Raw genomic sequence first — 16786 nt, forward strand, 5'->3', positions numbered from 1 at the left:
GTGGCCGTCACCGGGGGAGCTGGGAGGTCTTCTCCGGGTGGGCCACCCCGACGTAGTGCATGGCGGTCTTCTCCGTGATGCCGAACAGGCGCATCAGCTTCAGCGGATCGCCGGTCTCGAACGCCTCGTTCAGGATCCGGTCCTGTCGCAGGCCGTCCAGCGTGAATCCCTTGGGCAGGTGCCGGTGCAGCATGGTCATGCTGACCGGCGGGTGGTCGGGGTCGAGTGCGGTGCGCTGGCTGACGAGCAGGTGAGGGTTGGTCGAGGCGGGCCAGCGGCGGTGTCGGTAGGTGAGCCACTCAGCGGCGAGGCCGTGGGTGAACTCCTCGATGTAGAGGGTGTGGCGCAGCAGGCCGCGGCGGGCTTCGAGGGTGCCGTGGGCGAGGTTGAGGTCGCAGGTGAGCAGCGTGGGCATCTCGTGGCCGGGCAGGGCGTGGACGGCGGTCAGGGCGACGATGAGCCGGCCGAGCGGGGTTGTGGCACGGTCGAGGAGCGTGGCCAGGAGGTCTGAGGGCACGGACTTCGGGATGCCCTTGAGGTCGCCGACGGGCAGAGTGCGGGTGGGGTCGCGGAAGACGACGCGCTCTTGGCGCAGGGCCTTGAACAGGCTGCGCAGGCTGATGGCGAGCTGGCGGCGGGCGCTCCCGGTGAGATCGTCGACAGCTGTGGCGGCGTTGGCGCTGGTGATCTGCCGCAGTGTCGTGATGCCGCTGCGACTCCAGGCGGTGAGGACTGGCTGGAGAGAGGTGAGGTAGCGGCGGATGCCGTCGTAGCTGCGTGCCTCGTGTTCGCGCCGGCCCTGGCCGCGCAGGACCTTAACCCACAGACTCACCTCGTCGGCGACGGTCGGCGGCAGTGTGGCGATGGTGGCCTCGACCCACATCTCGTCCGCGTCTCGGTGCAGCTCGGGGTCCTCGACCAGCAGGCCCCGGGCGGCGAGGAACTGGCAGACCCGCTTGGCCGCGAGGTTGGGGTCGAGCAGAGCGAGGTCGTGGACGTCGCGCTCCTGGAAGAGGGTCTCGGCGCCGAGCCAGTACACCAGGATCGTCAGAGTGCGGATGTCCTTGCGGTAGGCGGGATCCTGCCGGCCGCGGCGCAGTCGGTCCAGTTCCTCGGTCAGCGCACGGGCATCGCTGGTCAACGGCAGGTCCCGGTAGCTGCGGCGGCGTAGGCGGGCCATGACCGGCGACCAGTTGCGCCGCATCCCGAAGAGCGGCTCCTGCCCGCGGGCGGCATGCAGGGCGGACACCTCCTCATCCTCGCCGTCCGCCGGTGCGGGTTCGGCGACCGGGATCAACTGGGCCTGGCCGGGAACCCCGCGCGGAAGGTCGATGACCAGCTGGGTGGCCCGCACCGCAGCCGGGCCCGAGTCGTCCAGGTGCCGGTAGAGGCGACGGGTGCGGCACCGGTCGCCGCGCAGAGGCAGCTCGTCCCGCCGGCACCGGACGCACCGGCCCGCAGGGTGCAGCTCGCGCCAGTGACGGCACGGATCGCAGCGCAAGCCCCGCTTGCCGGCGGCCAACCAGGCATCGCAGTCGCGGCATGACCGCGCCACGGACGGTGGCAACGGCGCCGGGGCCGTGATGTAGGTGGTGGTGGGCTGGTTGGTGGTGGAGAACCGCATAGGCTCCGGTGCCGGGTCGAGCAAGCCGGCCCGCAGCAGGACCAGGCGCACCGCGTCCCCGTTGGACGGCAGATCCCGAAGCATCGGCTCCGGCAGCCGTACGGCACCCTCGGCCTCCCGCACGGCCAGCGCGAGCCGGACCATCTCGGCGATCTTGTGCTGCCAGCCCACGGACATGCCGTGCTCGGCCGCCATCGCCTCGATCATCGGGCGGCATTCCTTCCATCCGACCACCGGCCGGCTGACGATCGCGCTGACCGTGGCGTCAGTCAGCGCCCTGGGCACCGTGAACAGCGCAAGCTGGCCGCACACCTGCGCCTGCAACACCGGCGGCCCGGCCGGGGCAGCGCGCTGCTTCCGGAGCTTGATCCACCACCCCTGCCCCACCTTGAGCCCGTTCTTCGTGCGCCGGCGCAGCGGCCGGGCGTCCGCCGACCGGTCGCCGTACATCCCGCCGACGATGAGCTGGACCGGCCGCGGCCGCGCCTCCGCAAGACCCAGGGCCCACTCAGCGTCGTCCTCGGCCCGGATCGCCATCAGGCACGGCTTGCACAGCCCGTCCGTGTTCAGGTGCGCCTCGTGCCGGCATCGCGGGCACACCCCGACCTCGGGATACCGCCTCGCCCAGGGCCGGCACCCGTCGCACACCCGGTTCCAGTGCACCACCAGCCATCCCAGACACACCGGGCAGCTCCGCGCCCGCCCCTCTCCACGCCACATCGCCACCGGCCTGCCGCTCAGTTCGGCGGGAGCGAGCGCGGCCCGGCACCCCGACGGCTCCGCGGCACCGGCCGGAGCGGGCCCGCCGCCGGCTGCTCCTCGGCGCCGACCGCGCGCTGACCGGACTCCGGCGCCGCCTGGGCGTCGGCGAGCGGCTCGGCCTGGAGAAGGTCGGCGACCGTGCAGTTCAGCGCGGCGCACATCTTGTCCAGGTCCTCCAGGCGCACGGTGACCGGGGTCCCGCCCCACAGCGCGGCCACCTTGCTCAGCGACGGATTGAACCCCACCTGCTGGAAGGCGGCCAGCACCTCGGTCGGCCGCCACAGGTCCCGTTGCGCGGCCACCATCCGAAGGTTCCATTTCACCGTAGGTTCCCCTTGTCCATCACCAGTCGTTGAGCCGCCCGGGAGCTCGCGGTCAGGTTCGCGTGCTCAGGGTCGGCGTGAGCGGTCGCCATGTACCGAAGTGTCGTGGTTGCCCAGTCGTGTCCGAGGACCTTCTGCACTTCCCACAACGTCATCCCGCGCTCGTAGTTGTGGGTCGCGCAGGCGTGACGCAGCAGGTGCGGGAAGAGGTCGGTGACCGGGCCGGTCAGGTAGTTCGCGGCCGCCGTGTGCAGCGCCTTGCGGAACGTGGACGGCACGATCGCCGGCGCGATCGGCAGGTTCAGCGAGGCGACCGCGGTCGGCTTGCGCTCCGAGGGCCACAGCGGCGCCCGCGGGTGTTCGATGTCGTCGCCGAACTCGCCGCGGATCTCCTCGATGTACCACCACAGCAGGGCCCGGCCCTCCTGGAACATGTACGCCTCGCGCGGCCGCGGCCCCGAGCCGTGGGCGCCCTTGCCCAGTACGACGAACCGGCCCCACTGCCCGTGCTCCCAGTGCAGGTCGCCCATGCACACGCCGCAGAGCTCCGCGGCGCGGACACCGGAGAGGTAGGCGACCTTGGTCATCACATAGTCGCGGCAGGCGACCAGGTACTTCCGGGCGTTGGGCAGGTCCTCGCGCCACCGGCCGAGGAAGTCGCGCATCGCCGTCTGCGACGGCGGGATCCGCAGGCCGAAGTCCCCGCGGTGCCGGGGCCTGTTGAACGGGTCGATCGGCGACTCGACGGTGGCGCCGAAGCGCCGCATGATCTCGCCGGCGTATCGCTGCTCGAGGAACGCGAAGTACGCGTCGATCTTGTTGATCTTTCCGCGCAGCGTCGATGGTGCCCGCTTGCCCGGCCCGGCGAAGTAGCGGTCGACCTCACGCGGAGACAGCTGCCACGGCACGGTGCCGTAGTAGTCGCAGACCTCCAACACGGGCTTGAGCAGGCCGTCGAGCGTCGTCGGCGCCAGACCGGCCGCGTCCCGAGCCCACTGGTACTCCGAGAGCGTGTCGAGGAAGAAACTCTCCTCGTCGACGGCGGACATGCGGGCCTGTCGGCGGCGCTGCAAGGTGACGACGTCCGCCAGCCCCGACTCCACCGAGACCGCGGCCGGGTCTACTATCGCGCTGGCATCCGCGATCGGGCGTACCAGCGTCAGCACGCGACTTTCGGAATCTGACACGGACCGGGAAATTACAGGGACTACTCGCAGAATCTGCGAGATACTGCTGAGATCTCACACCAACGTGTGAACGCCGCCGAGGGCGCGCCCTGCCTGCTGAAATGCAGCTTCGGAAGCCCAGACAGGGGCAGGGGAACCCGCGCGTACTCCACTAGTGAATGTGCTGCCGTCCGGGAGCACGGTGAGCGTGCGGGCCGTTCCCAGTCCGGTGTACGTCGCCGACAGCGCCTGGTACACGATGCCCAGGTGGCCTCTGGTCTGGATGACATGGCCGTGCTCGGTACGCCGCCATCGTGGGACAGGGTCGCTGAACATGACCGCGCCGCGCAGGCCGGCGTCCGCGGCGGACCTCAGCGCGGCCGAGGTGAAGAAACTCTCGCCGTTGCTGGGTACGGACTCGCTGAGGACGAGACGCGCGATCTCGGCGCTCTCTCGGTAGGGTTGGTTCTACGCATCGAGGGCGGTCATCGTCGCAGCTCACGTCACGTGCTACCTGTGGGTCGACGTGTTGACGGACTGGACGAGCCCATCGACTCGGCTGCGACTGGGCAGTCACCTGCGCTAGGTGTTTATGAACGTCGAGCGCACGGAGGGTCGGGACGTGTCGACTCGCGTTAGGCGATAGACAGGTGGAGTGACGGACCGCGGTGAGCCGGACGCCGGCGACGAAAACGAGGCCCTGCCCGAGCTGTGTGATCTGTGCGGGACGGTGGTGGCGGACAGCACCGAGTTGTATGCCGTGGTCCCGGACTCGTCGGTCGTCCATGCCGTCGACCCACGGCTCGACGGGAAACGCATGGTCGTGGGCTGTTCGCGCGAGCACCTGGCCGAGCTCGTCGAGCAGTACAAGGGCCGGCCGTTCATCGACGCCGAGCTGTGGGCAGGCAAGATCGGCCGTGCGATCGAGGCTCGCGGTGGAAAGGTCACTCCCGAGGAGCTAACCGAGGAGACCGGACTCGCCGAGGCCCAGATCGAACTCGGGATGTTGTGGCAGAACCTGGGCGCGTTGCGCTGGCATCAGCGGTTCGGCGGAGAAGGACCGCCAGAGTCGACGGAGGACCGACCCGGCTGAGGTGAAGCTGGCCGCGCGGACCACGGCGGCCAAGCTGAAGGGTGATACGGCGCTGTCAACCTGCTTCGCCACGCTGTGGAGACGGCCTCCGACGATGGCGGCTGGGCCCACCTCCGCTACGCGCAGTCCCCAGTGATCTGGAGGGTGTCCAGGCTGAGGAAATGGTTCAGCCCGGGCACCGTGTCGCCGTCGTACTGCGAGGGAAGCTCGCACCCCGGGTACACCGCCAGCAGCGGCGGGCCGCCGCCGGTCTGCTCGTCCTCCTCCGCCACCGTCCAGCGCAGAGCCCTGACCGAGTGGTACCACCGGTCGCCGAAGTCGAACAGGTACGTGCCGCTGTGGCCGGGGGCAAGGAACCCGGCCACAGTAGCCCCGGCACCGGCCCCGCTTCCCTCGCCGCCGTCCGAACGGGAAGCGGCCGAAGGCATCCAGTCCCAGTAGCCCCAGGGCAGCTCGACGTCGATCCCGTCCACTCCGCCGCGCGACGGCCAACTCTCGCGGTACAGCCGGTGCCCGGGAGAGAAGCTGAAGCAGGCCATATGCTCCTCGGTCCGGGCGTATACGCGGTCGATCGCCGTGGCCAGGTCCATCCAGTTGTGGCGGCGGCCCAGGACCAGCGTGAAGGCCTCGTCCGGATCGTGATAGTCGCCGCTGACCATCACGACCAGCCCCCGGCCGGGGTCCGGTTCCTCGAACCGGTGGATCGCCGGCGCCCGTTTCGCCCGGCACAGCCGCTCGTCTGCCTCGACGAGCTGGCGCAGGTTCCGCCCGGAGCGGGAGCGGTCGTACTCGCGCGTCCGTGGCCCCGAGAGTTTCGGGTTGCCCGCGCGGGGAGCGGGCAGCCAGCTGAAACCCGGCACGGCCTCCAGTTCGGCGGCTCGCTCCTCGGTAAGGCGGCCCTGACGACGGCGGCGCCGCTGCTCGTAGACCCACTCGCCCAGCGGCAGCGCGTCGACCATCTCCCCGCGCGGGGGCATCCGCTGATGCTCCTCCAGGTAGTCCTCCAGCGCGTCGAGCTGATCGGCCCACCGGTCCTGCCGAGCATTCCAGGACCAGCCCGGCAGCTCTTCCAGGGCCCGGACTTGCACTTCGGTCAGCTGTTCGCGGCGCTGTCGGCACTTGTTGACCCACCTCCCCAGCGCGAGGCCCCGGTAGCGGCTGCGCTGAGGGACATCGGCGTCGCCGTACTCCTCGGCCCAGGACCGCAACAGGTCCAGTCCCTGGGCCCACTGCTCCGAGACGTCCACCGCCTCACGCTCGCTGGTCACGCCCGGCCTCCCCCGGCGGTGGTGGTGGTGCGCACCGGCCATCCCAGCGCCTCGGCGACGACCTCCACCCCGAGGGTCAGCGTCCAGTAGGCCCCCGGCTCCGCGCCCGACAGGTCGCTGCCGACCTGCTCGAAGGCGTCCTCGAGCGAGTCGATCGCGAACTGGTCCACCACGTGCCAGGGCGGACGCTGCCTGGGCCGTTCCTGTGCCTGGGTGCCCAGGCACACCGCGTAGGCGACCACCGCGGGCCACAGCCGCGCCACGAAGTAGTTGTCCGGGTCGTACGCGTCCTCGCCGTCCTCGAGCTCGGCGTTGAGTTCGTCACCGATCAGGCTCCGCACCTGGCCCGTCAGCTGCGGATGAGTACGGTCGACGGCCTCGACGACGGCGGCCAGCGAGGCACCCGGGCCGAAGCCTGCCAGCGCGGCCGGTCGGGCGGCCGGGGGCAGGGGGATCCACAGCCTGCCCGCATCTGCCCAGTGGTCGGCGGCCAGCCGCCGTCCGTCGTCTCCCCGCAGCCGCTCCAGGAAGGCTTGTCCGCCGGCGCAGGCCAGCAGGGCGGCCACCGCGGTCCATCCGGCGGGGAGCGTGATGTCCTGATGGAAGAGCCTGTCCAGGTCCGACGCCAGCTGAAGGGGGTGCAGGTCGACCAGCTCGTTGCTGAAGGCGCACGCCGGGCAGACCCGCGGGCGGGCTGCTTCGGTGACGGTGAGCAGGTGGTCCGCCGGGTAGGGGTCGGCGCAGACCTCGCACGCCCGCCGGTCGGAGAGCTTGGCGATGTGGGCAGCTCGGGCCGCGGCGAACGCGGCCGAGACCTGTTGGACGAGCTCGGCAGCGGGGGTGGAGCCCGGAAGGGTGAGGACCATCGCCTCTGGCTCAAGGTCCATGATCCTGGGGGCGATGAACGTCCACTCGGGGTCCTGGGTGAGGTCGTTGTGCCCGGGGTCATCGGGATCCTCGGGGATCGCCCTGGGCAGCGGACCACGGGTTCGGGCCAGGGAGGACCGCACGGGGCCGGGCCAGCCGGTCCACTGCCCGCACTCGGCAGCACCGTCCGCTTCGACAGGCCAGTGGGCCGCGCGGAAGGCCGTCAGCATCCGCTGCTGGAGGTGTTCGGTGATGACCGGCCGGAGCTGCGGGCCAACGGGGCGGTCCGGGGCGAGGAGCAGCTCCAGTGCTGCGGCCCGGCCCGCCTGGTCCAGTACCGGCGGCAGCAGCCGCTGGCGGGCCGCCTCGACGACACGGCGCAGGGCTTCTTGGTATCCGCACCCACATGCCTGATTCAGGGCTCGGGCGAGTTGCTGCTGGTGGGAGAGAGAGGACGTCTTCTTGCGAGGTCGCGGCATGACCGACTCCTGTACACAACGCCAGCCGGACCGTCCCACCACGAGCCCAGCCGTGTGCACGGATGGTCAAGGAAACGCCTGATCCACGCTCGCCTCCCCGCGGCCGCGGGGTTCACTCCCATAAGGCCGGCGGTGGGGCCGACCCCGAGCATGCACTGGCGACAGCACACTGTGAGAATCATAGCGATTCAAGTCCGCCGTACCGCAAGGCGGATCGAGTATGTCGGCAGTCTGATCGAGGTGTGTCGGAACACGCCCGATTAGTGCCGCTCCGTGGCAAGGTTCTGTTCAGTACCGGGTCCCGGTTGGGCGGCCTCGTGTTCTCTCCGACTGCGAGGGGCGATGAGGCTTCCCGCGGCGGTGAACAGGTCCGTAGTCCGTCTCCGGTTGCTGAGGCCGTTTTGGTGGATCGCGTCACGGCGGCCTCCCCTGCCTCTGGCAGGGGTAGCCGAAACGCCTGCCCTACGCGGCCGAGCTGACGGACGATCGGGCCAGGTCGCGAGCGGCGGATGCGTCACCCGGCGGGAGAGGATCTCCGACATCGTGGGAGACGATCTCCGAGCAGGGTGTCATCGTCCCTGGTCAGCGAGTTCCGTCGGCGCACCTCCCCGCGAAGGAGTGGCGACCGTTCTCTATGTACGCGACAAGCGCCACGGCGGAGGTGGAGCCCAGTAGGTCAGGGCAGGGGGCTGATCCGGCCCGCTGAAGAGGCCGTCAGGGATGAAACGGAGGCCCCGGTCAGCGGCGGGCTTCTCAAGGGCAGGGCGGCGCGAGGGCGGCTGAGACTGTCCGGGGTGGTGTCGAAGTATCTGCGGCGATCAGCCGGCTGTTCTCGATCATCAGCCGTTGGTTGACGTTGCGGAGTGCCTGCATGGCGGTCTCTGCTTGACGGCTGGCTGCGAGCGCTGCGTCTCGTTGCTCGCGCAGTTCCTCCATCTCCGTGTCGCGCAACGAGCGGGCGTTCAGGCCGTCGCGAAGGCGGGCACCCAGGTTATGGGCGCGTAGCGTGCGTAGCTCGTTCTGTACTTCGTGAAGGGTCCGTTGCAGGGCGGTGTTCTGTTCCAGGAGCATGCGGTTCTCGACTTCGAGAGCCGCCTCCTTGCGGGCGGTCGCTGCTGCCGCCGCCCGCGGCCGGTCTTGGGCGAGATGGGCGCGGACAGTCTCGGCTTCGGCTTTGAGGTCGCGGTGGCGTTGAAGGTACTGCAGGTTGACGGCGGCCCGCCGGGTGATCTCCGCATCGGAGAGGGCCTGGCGGTCCTTGCGCATCGCGGCCAGGACGTCGAGCACCCGCTGTCGGCACCGTTCGCTGTCTGCGCGGCGTCGTTCAACGGCGGCCGCCCTGCCAGCGTCGAGGGCCTTGGCCCGTCCGGCGGGGACCGTCGCCTGGCCTGGCTGCGTGCGCGGGGCGGCCGGGCGCGTCATCCCGTCATCGATTCGGTGATGATCGGGTCGACGGTCGGCTGCTCCAGACGCTGCCGTCCGGCCAGAACTGCCGCTACGGGGATGACGGTGAGGAACCGGTCCCTGGTGTGGAGCCAGGACTCCACCGTGGTCCGTTCCTCGGAGGTGAGGGAGCCGATGTCGGCTTCGCATTTGCCGACGAGTTCGTCGATCTGCTGGATCTCCCGGCGCAGCAGCTCCAGGTTCGCCGCGCTCACCGGCCCCGCGGTGAGCACGCTGCCGTAGGCGCTCTCCAGCGCGGCGAGCTGCTCCGCCTTACCGGCGCGCAGCTGGCGCAGCTCGGGCAGGTGGGTGAAGTCGGTGGTGTAGAAGGTGCAGGAGAAGCAGCGGTTGTACACCGGGCAGCCGTGCCCGTCGGCGCGGACGTTGTTCATCTCGTGGCAGCGTCCCGCAGGGACGGGCACCGAGCCGACGCCCGCCCGGATCCGGTCGGCCATGTCGTCGTCGGGGGTGCGGGCGCGAATCCGGCCGCCGGTGAGGTCGAACTGATACTTGGCGGCGATGGCGCGCACCGCTTCCATCCGCCGGGGGTGCGAGGGCCGGTAGTAGACCTGCGTGGTGGAGGGGTCCTGGTGGGCCATGAGGACTTGCAGGATGTCGAGCGGGACGCCGGCGTCGGCGCGGAGCTGGGCGTAGGTGTGCCGGAAGGCGTAGGGGAACACCCGTGCCGGGTCGAAGGTCTTCCCGTGCTCATCGGTCACGGCGAACCGGTCGAGCCAGGTCTCCAGCCAGTAGCCGATCGTGCTGCTGTCGTACGGCCGCTCGCCGAGCGCGTTGGCACGGGAGCGGCGCGGGGTGGGGAACAGCACCATGCGGGTGGACCGGGGCCGGCCGTCTTCGTGGAACAGGTGCGGGGACTCGCCCCGCAAATGGTCCTGCTGGCGGGTGATGACCTCGGCGTCACTGGGATGGAGCGGAAGTTTGTGCCGCCGGCGGACCTTCTGCATCCAGTACGCGAGGAAGGGGTAGGACCGGCGGCGCACCGTCCCGTCCGGGTCCTCCACATCGATGTCGTGCCACTGAAGGCAGTCGAACTCCAGGTGCCGGAGCTCCCACGGCCGTCGGCCCACGCGCATGGCCAGCTCGACGCAGTTGCGGCGGGTACCTGCCGGGAGCAGGGCGAGATTGCGCTCGTCCATGAGCTGGAGGAAGACCTGTTCCGGTAGGGCGTCCTGGGAACGGCCCTCCAGCTCGCTGGCCGTGTCGTCCCGCTCCGGGTACGGCGGCACGTCCATCTCCAGCAGATGGACGTCCGCAGCATGGTTGTCCGCGAGCCATGCCCTGCCATGCTCGAGGACCTCACGCAGCATCTTCACCAGCTCGTAGTGGCGCACCGGGGTGACCAGCAGAGGCCCGGCGGCTCGGCGGGAGGGCAGGAGGCGCTCGGCGACGATCTGCCGTACCGGATCGTCATCGTTGAGGAGCTGGTAGTCGCTGGTGTCACGGGCCCGCTGCGTCAACCAGCGCAGGTAGGCAAGCATGCCGTCCCGGCCGACTTCCCCCGCCCTTCGGCCCTCGCCGGGCAGGGTGCGAAGGAACATCGCGAACCACCGGGCCGCGAAGCCGACGAGCGTCAACCGTGCCGACGAGGCTCCGGCTGCGGCCAGACGGAGGAGGTACTGCTGGGCGAGGTGTGTGACCCAGGGGGCGTGGACGTCCCGCAGATCCACACTCCCGCCCTTGTAGCGGGGGTTGAGGATGTGCAGCCGGACCAGGGCCCGCGTGTGTTCCGTGGCCGGGTCGGCTTCCAGGAGCGGCAGGGTTTGCTGCCACAGCCGTAAATACGTCGTCGTCGCGCCCTTGGGCGGCAGTTCCGCGGCGGCCAGGTCGTCGACGGCATGGTCGCACAGCCAGCGCACCGCCGACTTGACCTGCGCGGGATTGATCCGGCCGCCCTGACGAAGCTGGGCCTCGTATCCGCGCAGCACCTGCACTACGACCGTTGGCTCAAGATCGGTGAGCGGCACGACATCGACGGACGTGTAGATGGCAGCTGCCGTCAGCGCCCAGGCCTCGCGGTCGGGCGTCCCCGCGTTGGACCACTGCCGCTGGTGTGGCAGGCACAGCCGGCTCCGCCGCACCACGGCCATGCGCGGGCAGACGCGGACCAGGCACTTCCCGAAGCCAGGTCGAGGGGCGCGGCCCCGGGCGAGGTACTCCTCGACGGTCAGCCGGAGCCCCCGGCGCTCAGAGGCGCAGCTCTTACACAGGCCATGAACCTCCGCGGCACGGTCGCAGCCCACCTGGCACCGATGCTCGGCGTAGGTACGGCGGGCGAGCGGGACGGGCGTGCTCGCGCACCAGCTGTCAATGTCGCCCGGGGCGCCGGCCTCCCGCCAGTCGGACGCGCAGCGGTGGCACAGCCACGGCCAGCTCGTGGCCGGCCGGTCGCACCCGGCGTGCCGGCACCGGCGCAGCGAGTGCCAGTCGGCGCCCAGGGGGAAGCACAGCTGGAGCGGGGAACGGTCAAGGCCGTGCCGGGCCAGGTAGTCCCAGTCCGGCTCCCACCCGCCTGCGGGAGCTGGGGCGGGCAGAGGTGCAGAAGTCGTCATGCCGGTCCGAAGATCTTGTCGTTCACGGCCTGGGCGGCGTGGGCGACCCGGGCGTCGGAAGGGTTGCGGTACACGTTCTGGCTGGCCACGTCACGGTGGCCGAGCAGGCGTTGGAGGACGTCGCACGCGACGTCGAGGTCGGCTGCGGTCTCGCCGAAGGTATGCCGCAGCATGTGCGGATGGATGTGCCGAATCCCGGCGTCTTGGGCGAGATCCGACACAAGGTCCTGAACCCGCCGCGTGCCGAGAACCTGCCCGCCCGGCTCTCCCGTGGGACCCGGGAACGACACGAAGGCCCAAACGGCGTTGCCCGCCCCGGGGATGGCGAGGCGTTCGCGCATCCAGTCGGCGTAGAGCATCACCACAGGTCCGGGCACGGGAACGACGACGGTGCCGCGGTTCTTGTTCGCCGCCCCGCGCGGATGACCATCACGCTTCTCCAGGTGAAGGTGAGGGCCCAGGCTGTAGGGGCAGCCCGGAACAGTACTGCCGGCCGGGACGAGGTGAATGTCCTCGCGGAACAGACCGACGACCTGGCCGACACGCAGCGCGCACGCACCGAGTAAGGCGACCATGCAGCGGTCGCGGGCGGTCCTCGTAGCGCGCAGGAGCGCGGCGAACTCCTCGTGGCTGGCGGCCGGTGCCCGCCCGGAAGCGTGGCTCGGCCGCGCATCGACACGGATGCGTGGTTCCAGGACGAGTTTCCCCGTCGCCGGGTGCGGAGCGGTGACGAACAGGGCGTCGACCGCCTTCGCGCTGATCCGGCGGAGGTCGGCCAGGTGGAGGTAGAAGCCGTGGATTGCCGCCAAGGCGGGGGCGAGCGTGGAGTCCTGCGGGAGCTGCCCCTGGCCGCGGCCGCTCGTCAGCCGGGGCGTGGTCCTCAGCTTCATCAGGTAGTGCGAGAGTTCGGCGGCCGCGTGCTCCCGCGACAGGTCGTGCTCGTCGCACCAGGCGTGAAAGCGCTTGAGGTGACCCGCGTACGTCTTCGTGGTCGATTCCGCACGGGCCCGGCCGAAGCGCAGGTGGCAAAGGAAGCCGTCCACGTCCTCGACGACCGTCAAGGTGGGCCCGGCAAGGACCGTCCAGTAGGCCAGCGTGTCAGTGACCTCGACCCGCAGGATCTCGGCGGTGGGCCTGTCCACAACGAACACAAGCGGAATGTAGCAGCTCAATCACTCAGCGGAGTAACCGATGATGCGACTGCGCGTGAGCGCACCAAGGAACAGACGGATTGCGGTCAACGTCATTGTGCTGGGGCCGAACGCCCGCTCAGCGCCACCGGCCCCTGCGGGCGCTGCGTGGTGGAGGCACCCCGGTGTACGCAGATACCCCGTGCCCAGGGAAGACTTCGAGGACCGGCCAGCTCGGCTGCCGCACGCCAGTAGGCTGGCTGCGGCCCGTTGGCCTGCCATATCCTCCTCGACTCCAGGAAGTGCTGCCGTGAGTGATCAGCCCCGTCTCGCTGAAGCCGGCGACGACGCCGTCGCCCTCCGGGAAACGAGTCGGAACTATCTCCAGATGGTGGCGCAGTCCTGTGGCGAGAAGTGCGACGCGCTGTGGGCCTGGAACGAGTTCGGTCTGTGGATTCCGCCCGAGGATCCGTCGGCCGCGTTCGAGGAGGTGCAGTGGATCTTCGGTGACTGCAGTCCCGAGGACCCCGCCACCGTCGAGATCCTGTGGAAGTCCTGGGACGAGGCCACGCCGGCCTGGTACCGCATGCACATCATGGAGACCTACGCCGACCGGCCTCGGCCGGCGCTCCGCGGTACCTGGGCGAACCCGGCGACCGGCCTGGTGGAGCTTGCCGACGTGGTCGCGGTGCGGCCTTCCATCGAGGGCTTGCCGCTGAGCTGTACGCAGACGGCGAGTCCGACGTTCCGGCCCTCTCCCCTGCGTCCGGCCGCCGACCCGGAGGACCTGCTGCCCGAGGTCACGATGACCCAGGCCGAGGCGGAGCTGATGATCAGCCTCTACCTCCACCTGGAGAGTCACCGTCTTGGCCCGCTGTGGACCACGATCGACGCGCAGGCAGCGGCAACCCGCGACCGGCTCCTCGACATCATCAACACCGCCGGGGCGGCGGGCTCAAGGACCGACATCAACATCACGGTCGCCGTCCGCGACACCTCTGTGAGCCAGTGCCCGCATCACGTCTTCGACCCGGCGCCGGCCTACACCGGTGTCGACGAGACGCGCACGGTGGGTCTGCACGAGGTGGCGCACGCCCACAAGGACGGGACCGTGGGCCTGGAGGAGCACGGGCATGGGCACTTGCGTGCGGTCCTGACCTGCGTGGCCCTGTACGGCGGGAGCGTCCACCTGGCCACCGTCCCCCTCGACGGCTCGGCCGTCCCGGTGGCCACCGAGTCGCTCTACCGGGTCCACTACGACTGGCGATGCGAGCTCGTGGAGGACGCCGAGCAGCGCCAGATCCGCAACCTCAACGACATGATCGCCCCCCGCGACGGCGGTCGCTGACCGTCCCGGACAGCCGGTCTGACGCAGGGCCGCTACGCGTCGCCCTTGGCACGGATCTTCCTGATGAGCTCGGCGTCGCCGCGCATTACCCCGGGGACCCTGGCGTCGGCTTCGGTCTGTCCGTGCTCCTCGCCGCACGGACACACGCTCCATCCGTCGGTCTCGATGTGGCCCGCGACCTGCTCGATGATGTCGGCGGCTTCGTCGAGCAGCCCGAGCGGAAGTCCCGCGCTGTCGCTCGCCGAGTCCGCTCCGATGGCGAGGCCGATCTCGAAGATCAGGTCTGTCGCGTGCTGCACGGTGCGGGAATCGCCGTTGCTCGAGGCGTACTTGACGGCCTGGGCCAAGGCCATGAGCGGGCGGGAGCAGACCCAGCGCGGCATGAAGACCGTCCGGTCATCGACACGGACCGGCCGTACGCCGTGGACGGTGTGGGCGCCGTCGGTGTCCACCGCGCTGGCCTTGGCGATCTGATCCGCCACGGCGGAGGGCTCGATGTAGCGCAGCGCTGAGCGAGGCTGGATCCCGAGCTGGTCCGCCACCATCGCCACGTTGTGAGCGAGGACGTTGGTCACCGCTACGGAGACGACGTCCAGCCCTCGAGTGAGGAGTTCGGCCTCCGTCTGGGTCGCGAGGGCCTTGAACGCCTTGGTGTTCCTGATATCTGCCACGGTGACCAGCGTAGAGCCCTCGCTGGCGGGCTCTCGCCGGGTGAACAGAGCGGCCCGGCCCGCCGCGGGTTCACCCTTGGGGCTGGCCGGCGTAGGTCTGCGCCTGCTTTCGCCACAGGGTGGCGTACTCGCCGTCGGCGGCGAGGAGGGAGTCGTGGGTGCCCTCCTCCAGGAGGCGTCCGCCGTCCAGGACGATGATGCGGTCTGCGGCGCGGGTGGAGCCGAGGCGGTGGGTGATCAGGATGACGGTGCGGCCCTCGCTCAGGGTGCGGATGCGGTCGTAGACGGCTTCCTCCGCGCGGGGGTCGAGGGCGGAGGTCGGCTCGTCGCAGATGAGGACGGGTGCGTCCTTGCGGTGGAAGGCCCGGGCGCCGGCCAGGCGCTGCCATTGCCCGCCGGACAGGTCGCGTCCGCCCCACTGGGAGGGGGCGAGGTTGGTATCGAGGCCGTCAGACAGGCAGGCGATGACGTCGTCGGCGCCGGAGGCACGGGCTGCGGCCATCACGGTCTCGTCGTCACCGTCGCCCTGGCCGAGGGTGATGTTGTCGCGGGCGGATACCTGCCAGCGGGCGATGTCCTGGGGCAGCAGCGCGAGACGCGACCAGATCTGTTCGGGGTCGGCCGTCGCAAGGTCCGCGTCGTCCCAGGTGACGGTGCCGGTGGTGGGGGTGTAAAGGCCGGCGAGGAGTTTGGCGAGGGTGGACTTGCCCGCGCCGTTCGCGCCGACGATCGCCAGGACCTCGCCGCGGCGCACGGTGACACTGATGTCCTCCAGCACGGGCAGCTCGCTGCCGGGGTAGCGGAAGGTGACGTTGTGCGCGGCGATGACGGCCGGCCGGTCGGGCACCGGGACGGGCGTGGTGGGCAGCTGGGCGCGGTGTTCTGCGTCGGTGAGGAAGGTGGACCAGTCGCCGAGGTAGAGGCCGGTCTTGTAGGTGGAGTTGATGCCGGTGACCAGCTGGCCCAGGAGCAGGCGGCAGGTCTGGACGGCGATGAACGCGGTGCCCGCCGCGGCTGCTGGGATGTGGCCGTCGAGCACGAGGGCGAGCAGCGTGCCGTAGACGACGAGGGCGGCGCCTCCGGCCATGGTGTCGCCGAGGAGCTGGTAGCGGGCGGTAGTGCGGCCGATGCGGGCGGCGTGGTCGGTGAGCCGGTCGGTGACGGTGGTGAACTGGCCGAGGAGCCAGCTGCGCATGGTGTTGGCCCGTACGTCGAGGGCGGTGGCGCGGCCGGCGGTGCAGTAGATGAGGTTGTGGCGCAGGCGGCGGTCGGCCAGGGTATGCCGCTCGGCGAGGTGGGCTGCGCGTGCGCCGCGGACGGCAGCTGCGCCCCGGGGGATCACGGCGAGCAGCAGGAGCGGGAGCAGCAGGGGGTGGAGGGCGGTGAGGATGCCGGCGGCGGCGAGCAGGCCGAGGAGTGCTGCGGTCAGGGCGGTGAGGGCGTCGATCATCAGGTGGGCGTCCTTGGAGGCCCGGTTGGCGGCTTCGCTGTGGTCGCACCAGGCCGGGTCGTCGTAGGAGGCGAGCGGGACGCGGGTGGCGGCGTTGAGGTAGCGCAGTTCGGCGATCGCATCCACGCGGGGGCCGATGCGGGCGGTGACGGCCAGGGTTGTCGCGGCGACCAGGGAGCGGCCGACGGCGGCGCCGGTGATCAGGGCGAGTGAGGGCAGCGCCGTCTGGATACGCTCCGCGGTCGGCCCGGTGGAGAGCAGCGGGGCGAGGGCGCCGCGGGTGGCGTAGAGACCGACCGCGGTGATGACGCCGGTGGCCAGCTGCAGAACGGCGGTGAGCAGGACCGCACGGCGGTCGGCGTCCCAGGCCAGGCGGAGCGCGGTCGCGGCCAGGGCGGGCAGGCGCCGGGCGATGGTGGTGAAGTCGTCGGCGAGGGCGTTGTCGTGGCGCTCGGCGCTGACCGTGTACTGCGGGATGGGCTCCCCGCCGGTGGGGCGGCGGCGCGGCCACGGCAGGCGATGCCGTCGCCGCCCCGGGGCGGAGGTCGTGAGGGTCTCGCGGGTGGCGCTGCGGTGCGCGGTGTCTGTCACA

General features: G+C 70.7%; 12 protein-coding genes. 2 read left to right on the plus strand and 10 right to left on the minus strand.

The genetic code is table 11. From position 1 onward, the window contains the following. Positions 1-7: 7 nt before the first annotated feature. The 3 genes from IE326_RS33345 to IE326_RS33355 all read right to left on the minus strand — a co-directional run bounded on the left by IE326_RS33345 (position 8) and on the right by IE326_RS33355 (position 3875). Entirely contained in the window at positions 8-2161 is a 2154-nt protein-coding gene (locus IE326_RS33345) for a hypothetical protein (RefSeq protein WP_308440351.1), read from the minus strand. Positions 2162-2361: 200 nt separating this feature from the next. After that, a complete protein-coding gene (locus IE326_RS33350) occupies positions 2362-2691 on the minus strand; it encodes a helix-turn-helix domain-containing protein (RefSeq protein ID WP_229915768.1) in 330 nt (109 codons plus the stop codon). A 14-nt stretch (positions 2692-2705) separates the two neighbouring features. Beyond that, entirely contained in the window at positions 2706-3875 is a 1170-nt protein-coding gene (locus IE326_RS33355; protein WP_190044147.1) for a tyrosine-type recombinase/integrase, read from the minus strand. A gap of 655 nt (positions 3876-4530) precedes the next feature. Here IE326_RS33355 and IE326_RS33360 point away from each other — a divergent pair. After that, positions 4531-4968: a hypothetical protein gene (locus tag IE326_RS33360; protein ID WP_190044148.1), complete on the plus strand. Its 438-nt coding sequence runs from the start codon at positions 4531-4533 to the stop codon at positions 4966-4968. 116 nt (positions 4969-5084) lie between these two features. Here IE326_RS33360 and IE326_RS33365 read toward each other — a convergent pair whose 3' ends face one another. From IE326_RS33365 to IE326_RS33385, 5 genes are all read right to left on the minus strand, one after another. Continuing rightward, a complete protein-coding gene (locus IE326_RS33365) occupies positions 5085-6236 on the minus strand; it encodes a helicase associated domain-containing protein (RefSeq protein WP_190044149.1) in 1152 nt (383 codons plus the stop codon). Beyond that, complete coding sequence (locus IE326_RS33370) at positions 6233-7582, minus strand: hypothetical protein (RefSeq protein ID WP_190044150.1); 1350 nt, start codon at positions 7580-7582, stop codon at positions 6233-6235. The genes IE326_RS33365 and IE326_RS33370 overlap by 4 nt, the downstream gene beginning before the upstream one ends. A gap of 753 nt (positions 7583-8335) precedes the next feature. Beyond that, positions 8336-8869, minus strand: a complete 534-nt coding sequence (locus IE326_RS33375) for a hypothetical protein (protein WP_190044151.1) — start codon at positions 8867-8869, stop codon at positions 8336-8338. Positions 8870-9000: 131 nt separating this feature from the next. Further along, on the minus strand, positions 9001-11133 hold the full coding sequence (locus tag IE326_RS33380) for a tyrosine-type recombinase/integrase (RefSeq protein WP_190044152.1): 2133 nt from the start codon (positions 11131-11133) through the stop codon (positions 9001-9003). Positions 11134-11591: 458 nt separating this feature from the next. Beyond that, on the minus strand, positions 11592-12746 hold the full coding sequence (locus tag IE326_RS33385) for a tyrosine-type recombinase/integrase (protein ID WP_190044153.1): 1155 nt from the start codon (positions 12744-12746) through the stop codon (positions 11592-11594). Between the two features lie 289 nt (positions 12747-13035). Here IE326_RS33385 and IE326_RS33390 point away from each other — a divergent pair, with 289 nt between their 5' ends. Beyond that, positions 13036-14073 (plus strand): hypothetical protein, encoded by a 1038-nt coding sequence (locus IE326_RS33390; RefSeq protein WP_190044154.1) that lies wholly within the window; start codon positions 13036-13038, stop codon positions 14071-14073. A gap of 32 nt (positions 14074-14105) precedes the next feature. Here IE326_RS33390 and IE326_RS33395 read toward each other — a convergent pair whose 3' ends face one another. Further along, positions 14106-14744: a hypothetical protein gene (locus IE326_RS33395; RefSeq protein ID WP_190044155.1), complete on the minus strand. Its 639-nt coding sequence runs from the start codon at positions 14742-14744 to the stop codon at positions 14106-14108. Between the two features lie 70 nt (positions 14745-14814). Next, complete coding sequence (locus IE326_RS41625; protein ID WP_190044156.1) at positions 14815-16785, minus strand: ABC transporter ATP-binding protein; 1971 nt, start codon at positions 16783-16785, stop codon at positions 14815-14817. Between the last annotated feature and the right edge of the window lies 1 nt (position 16786).

The organism is Streptomyces filamentosus, assembly GCF_014654895.1.
GTDB classification, from domain to species: domain Bacteria; phylum Actinomycetota; class Actinomycetes; order Streptomycetales; family Streptomycetaceae; genus Streptomyces; species Streptomyces filamentosus.

Bases quoted from the DNA above. Each gene is read 5' to 3' on its own strand.
- IE326_RS33380 (WP_190044152.1), bottom strand. From the start codon at position 11,133: ATGGCCGTGGTGCGGCGGAGCCGGCTGTGCCTGCCACACCAGCGGCAG.
- IE326_RS33370 (WP_190044150.1), bottom strand. From the start codon at position 7,582: ATGCCGCGACCTCGCAAGAAGACGTCCTCTCTCTCCCACCAGCAGCAA.
- IE326_RS33350 (WP_229915768.1), bottom strand. From the start codon at position 2,691: ATGGTGGCCGCGCAACGGGACCTGTGGCGGCCGACCGAGGTGCTGGCC.
- IE326_RS33345 (WP_308440351.1), bottom strand. From the start codon at position 2,161: ATGGCGATCCGGGCCGAGGACGACGCTGAGTGGGCCCTGGGTCTTGCG.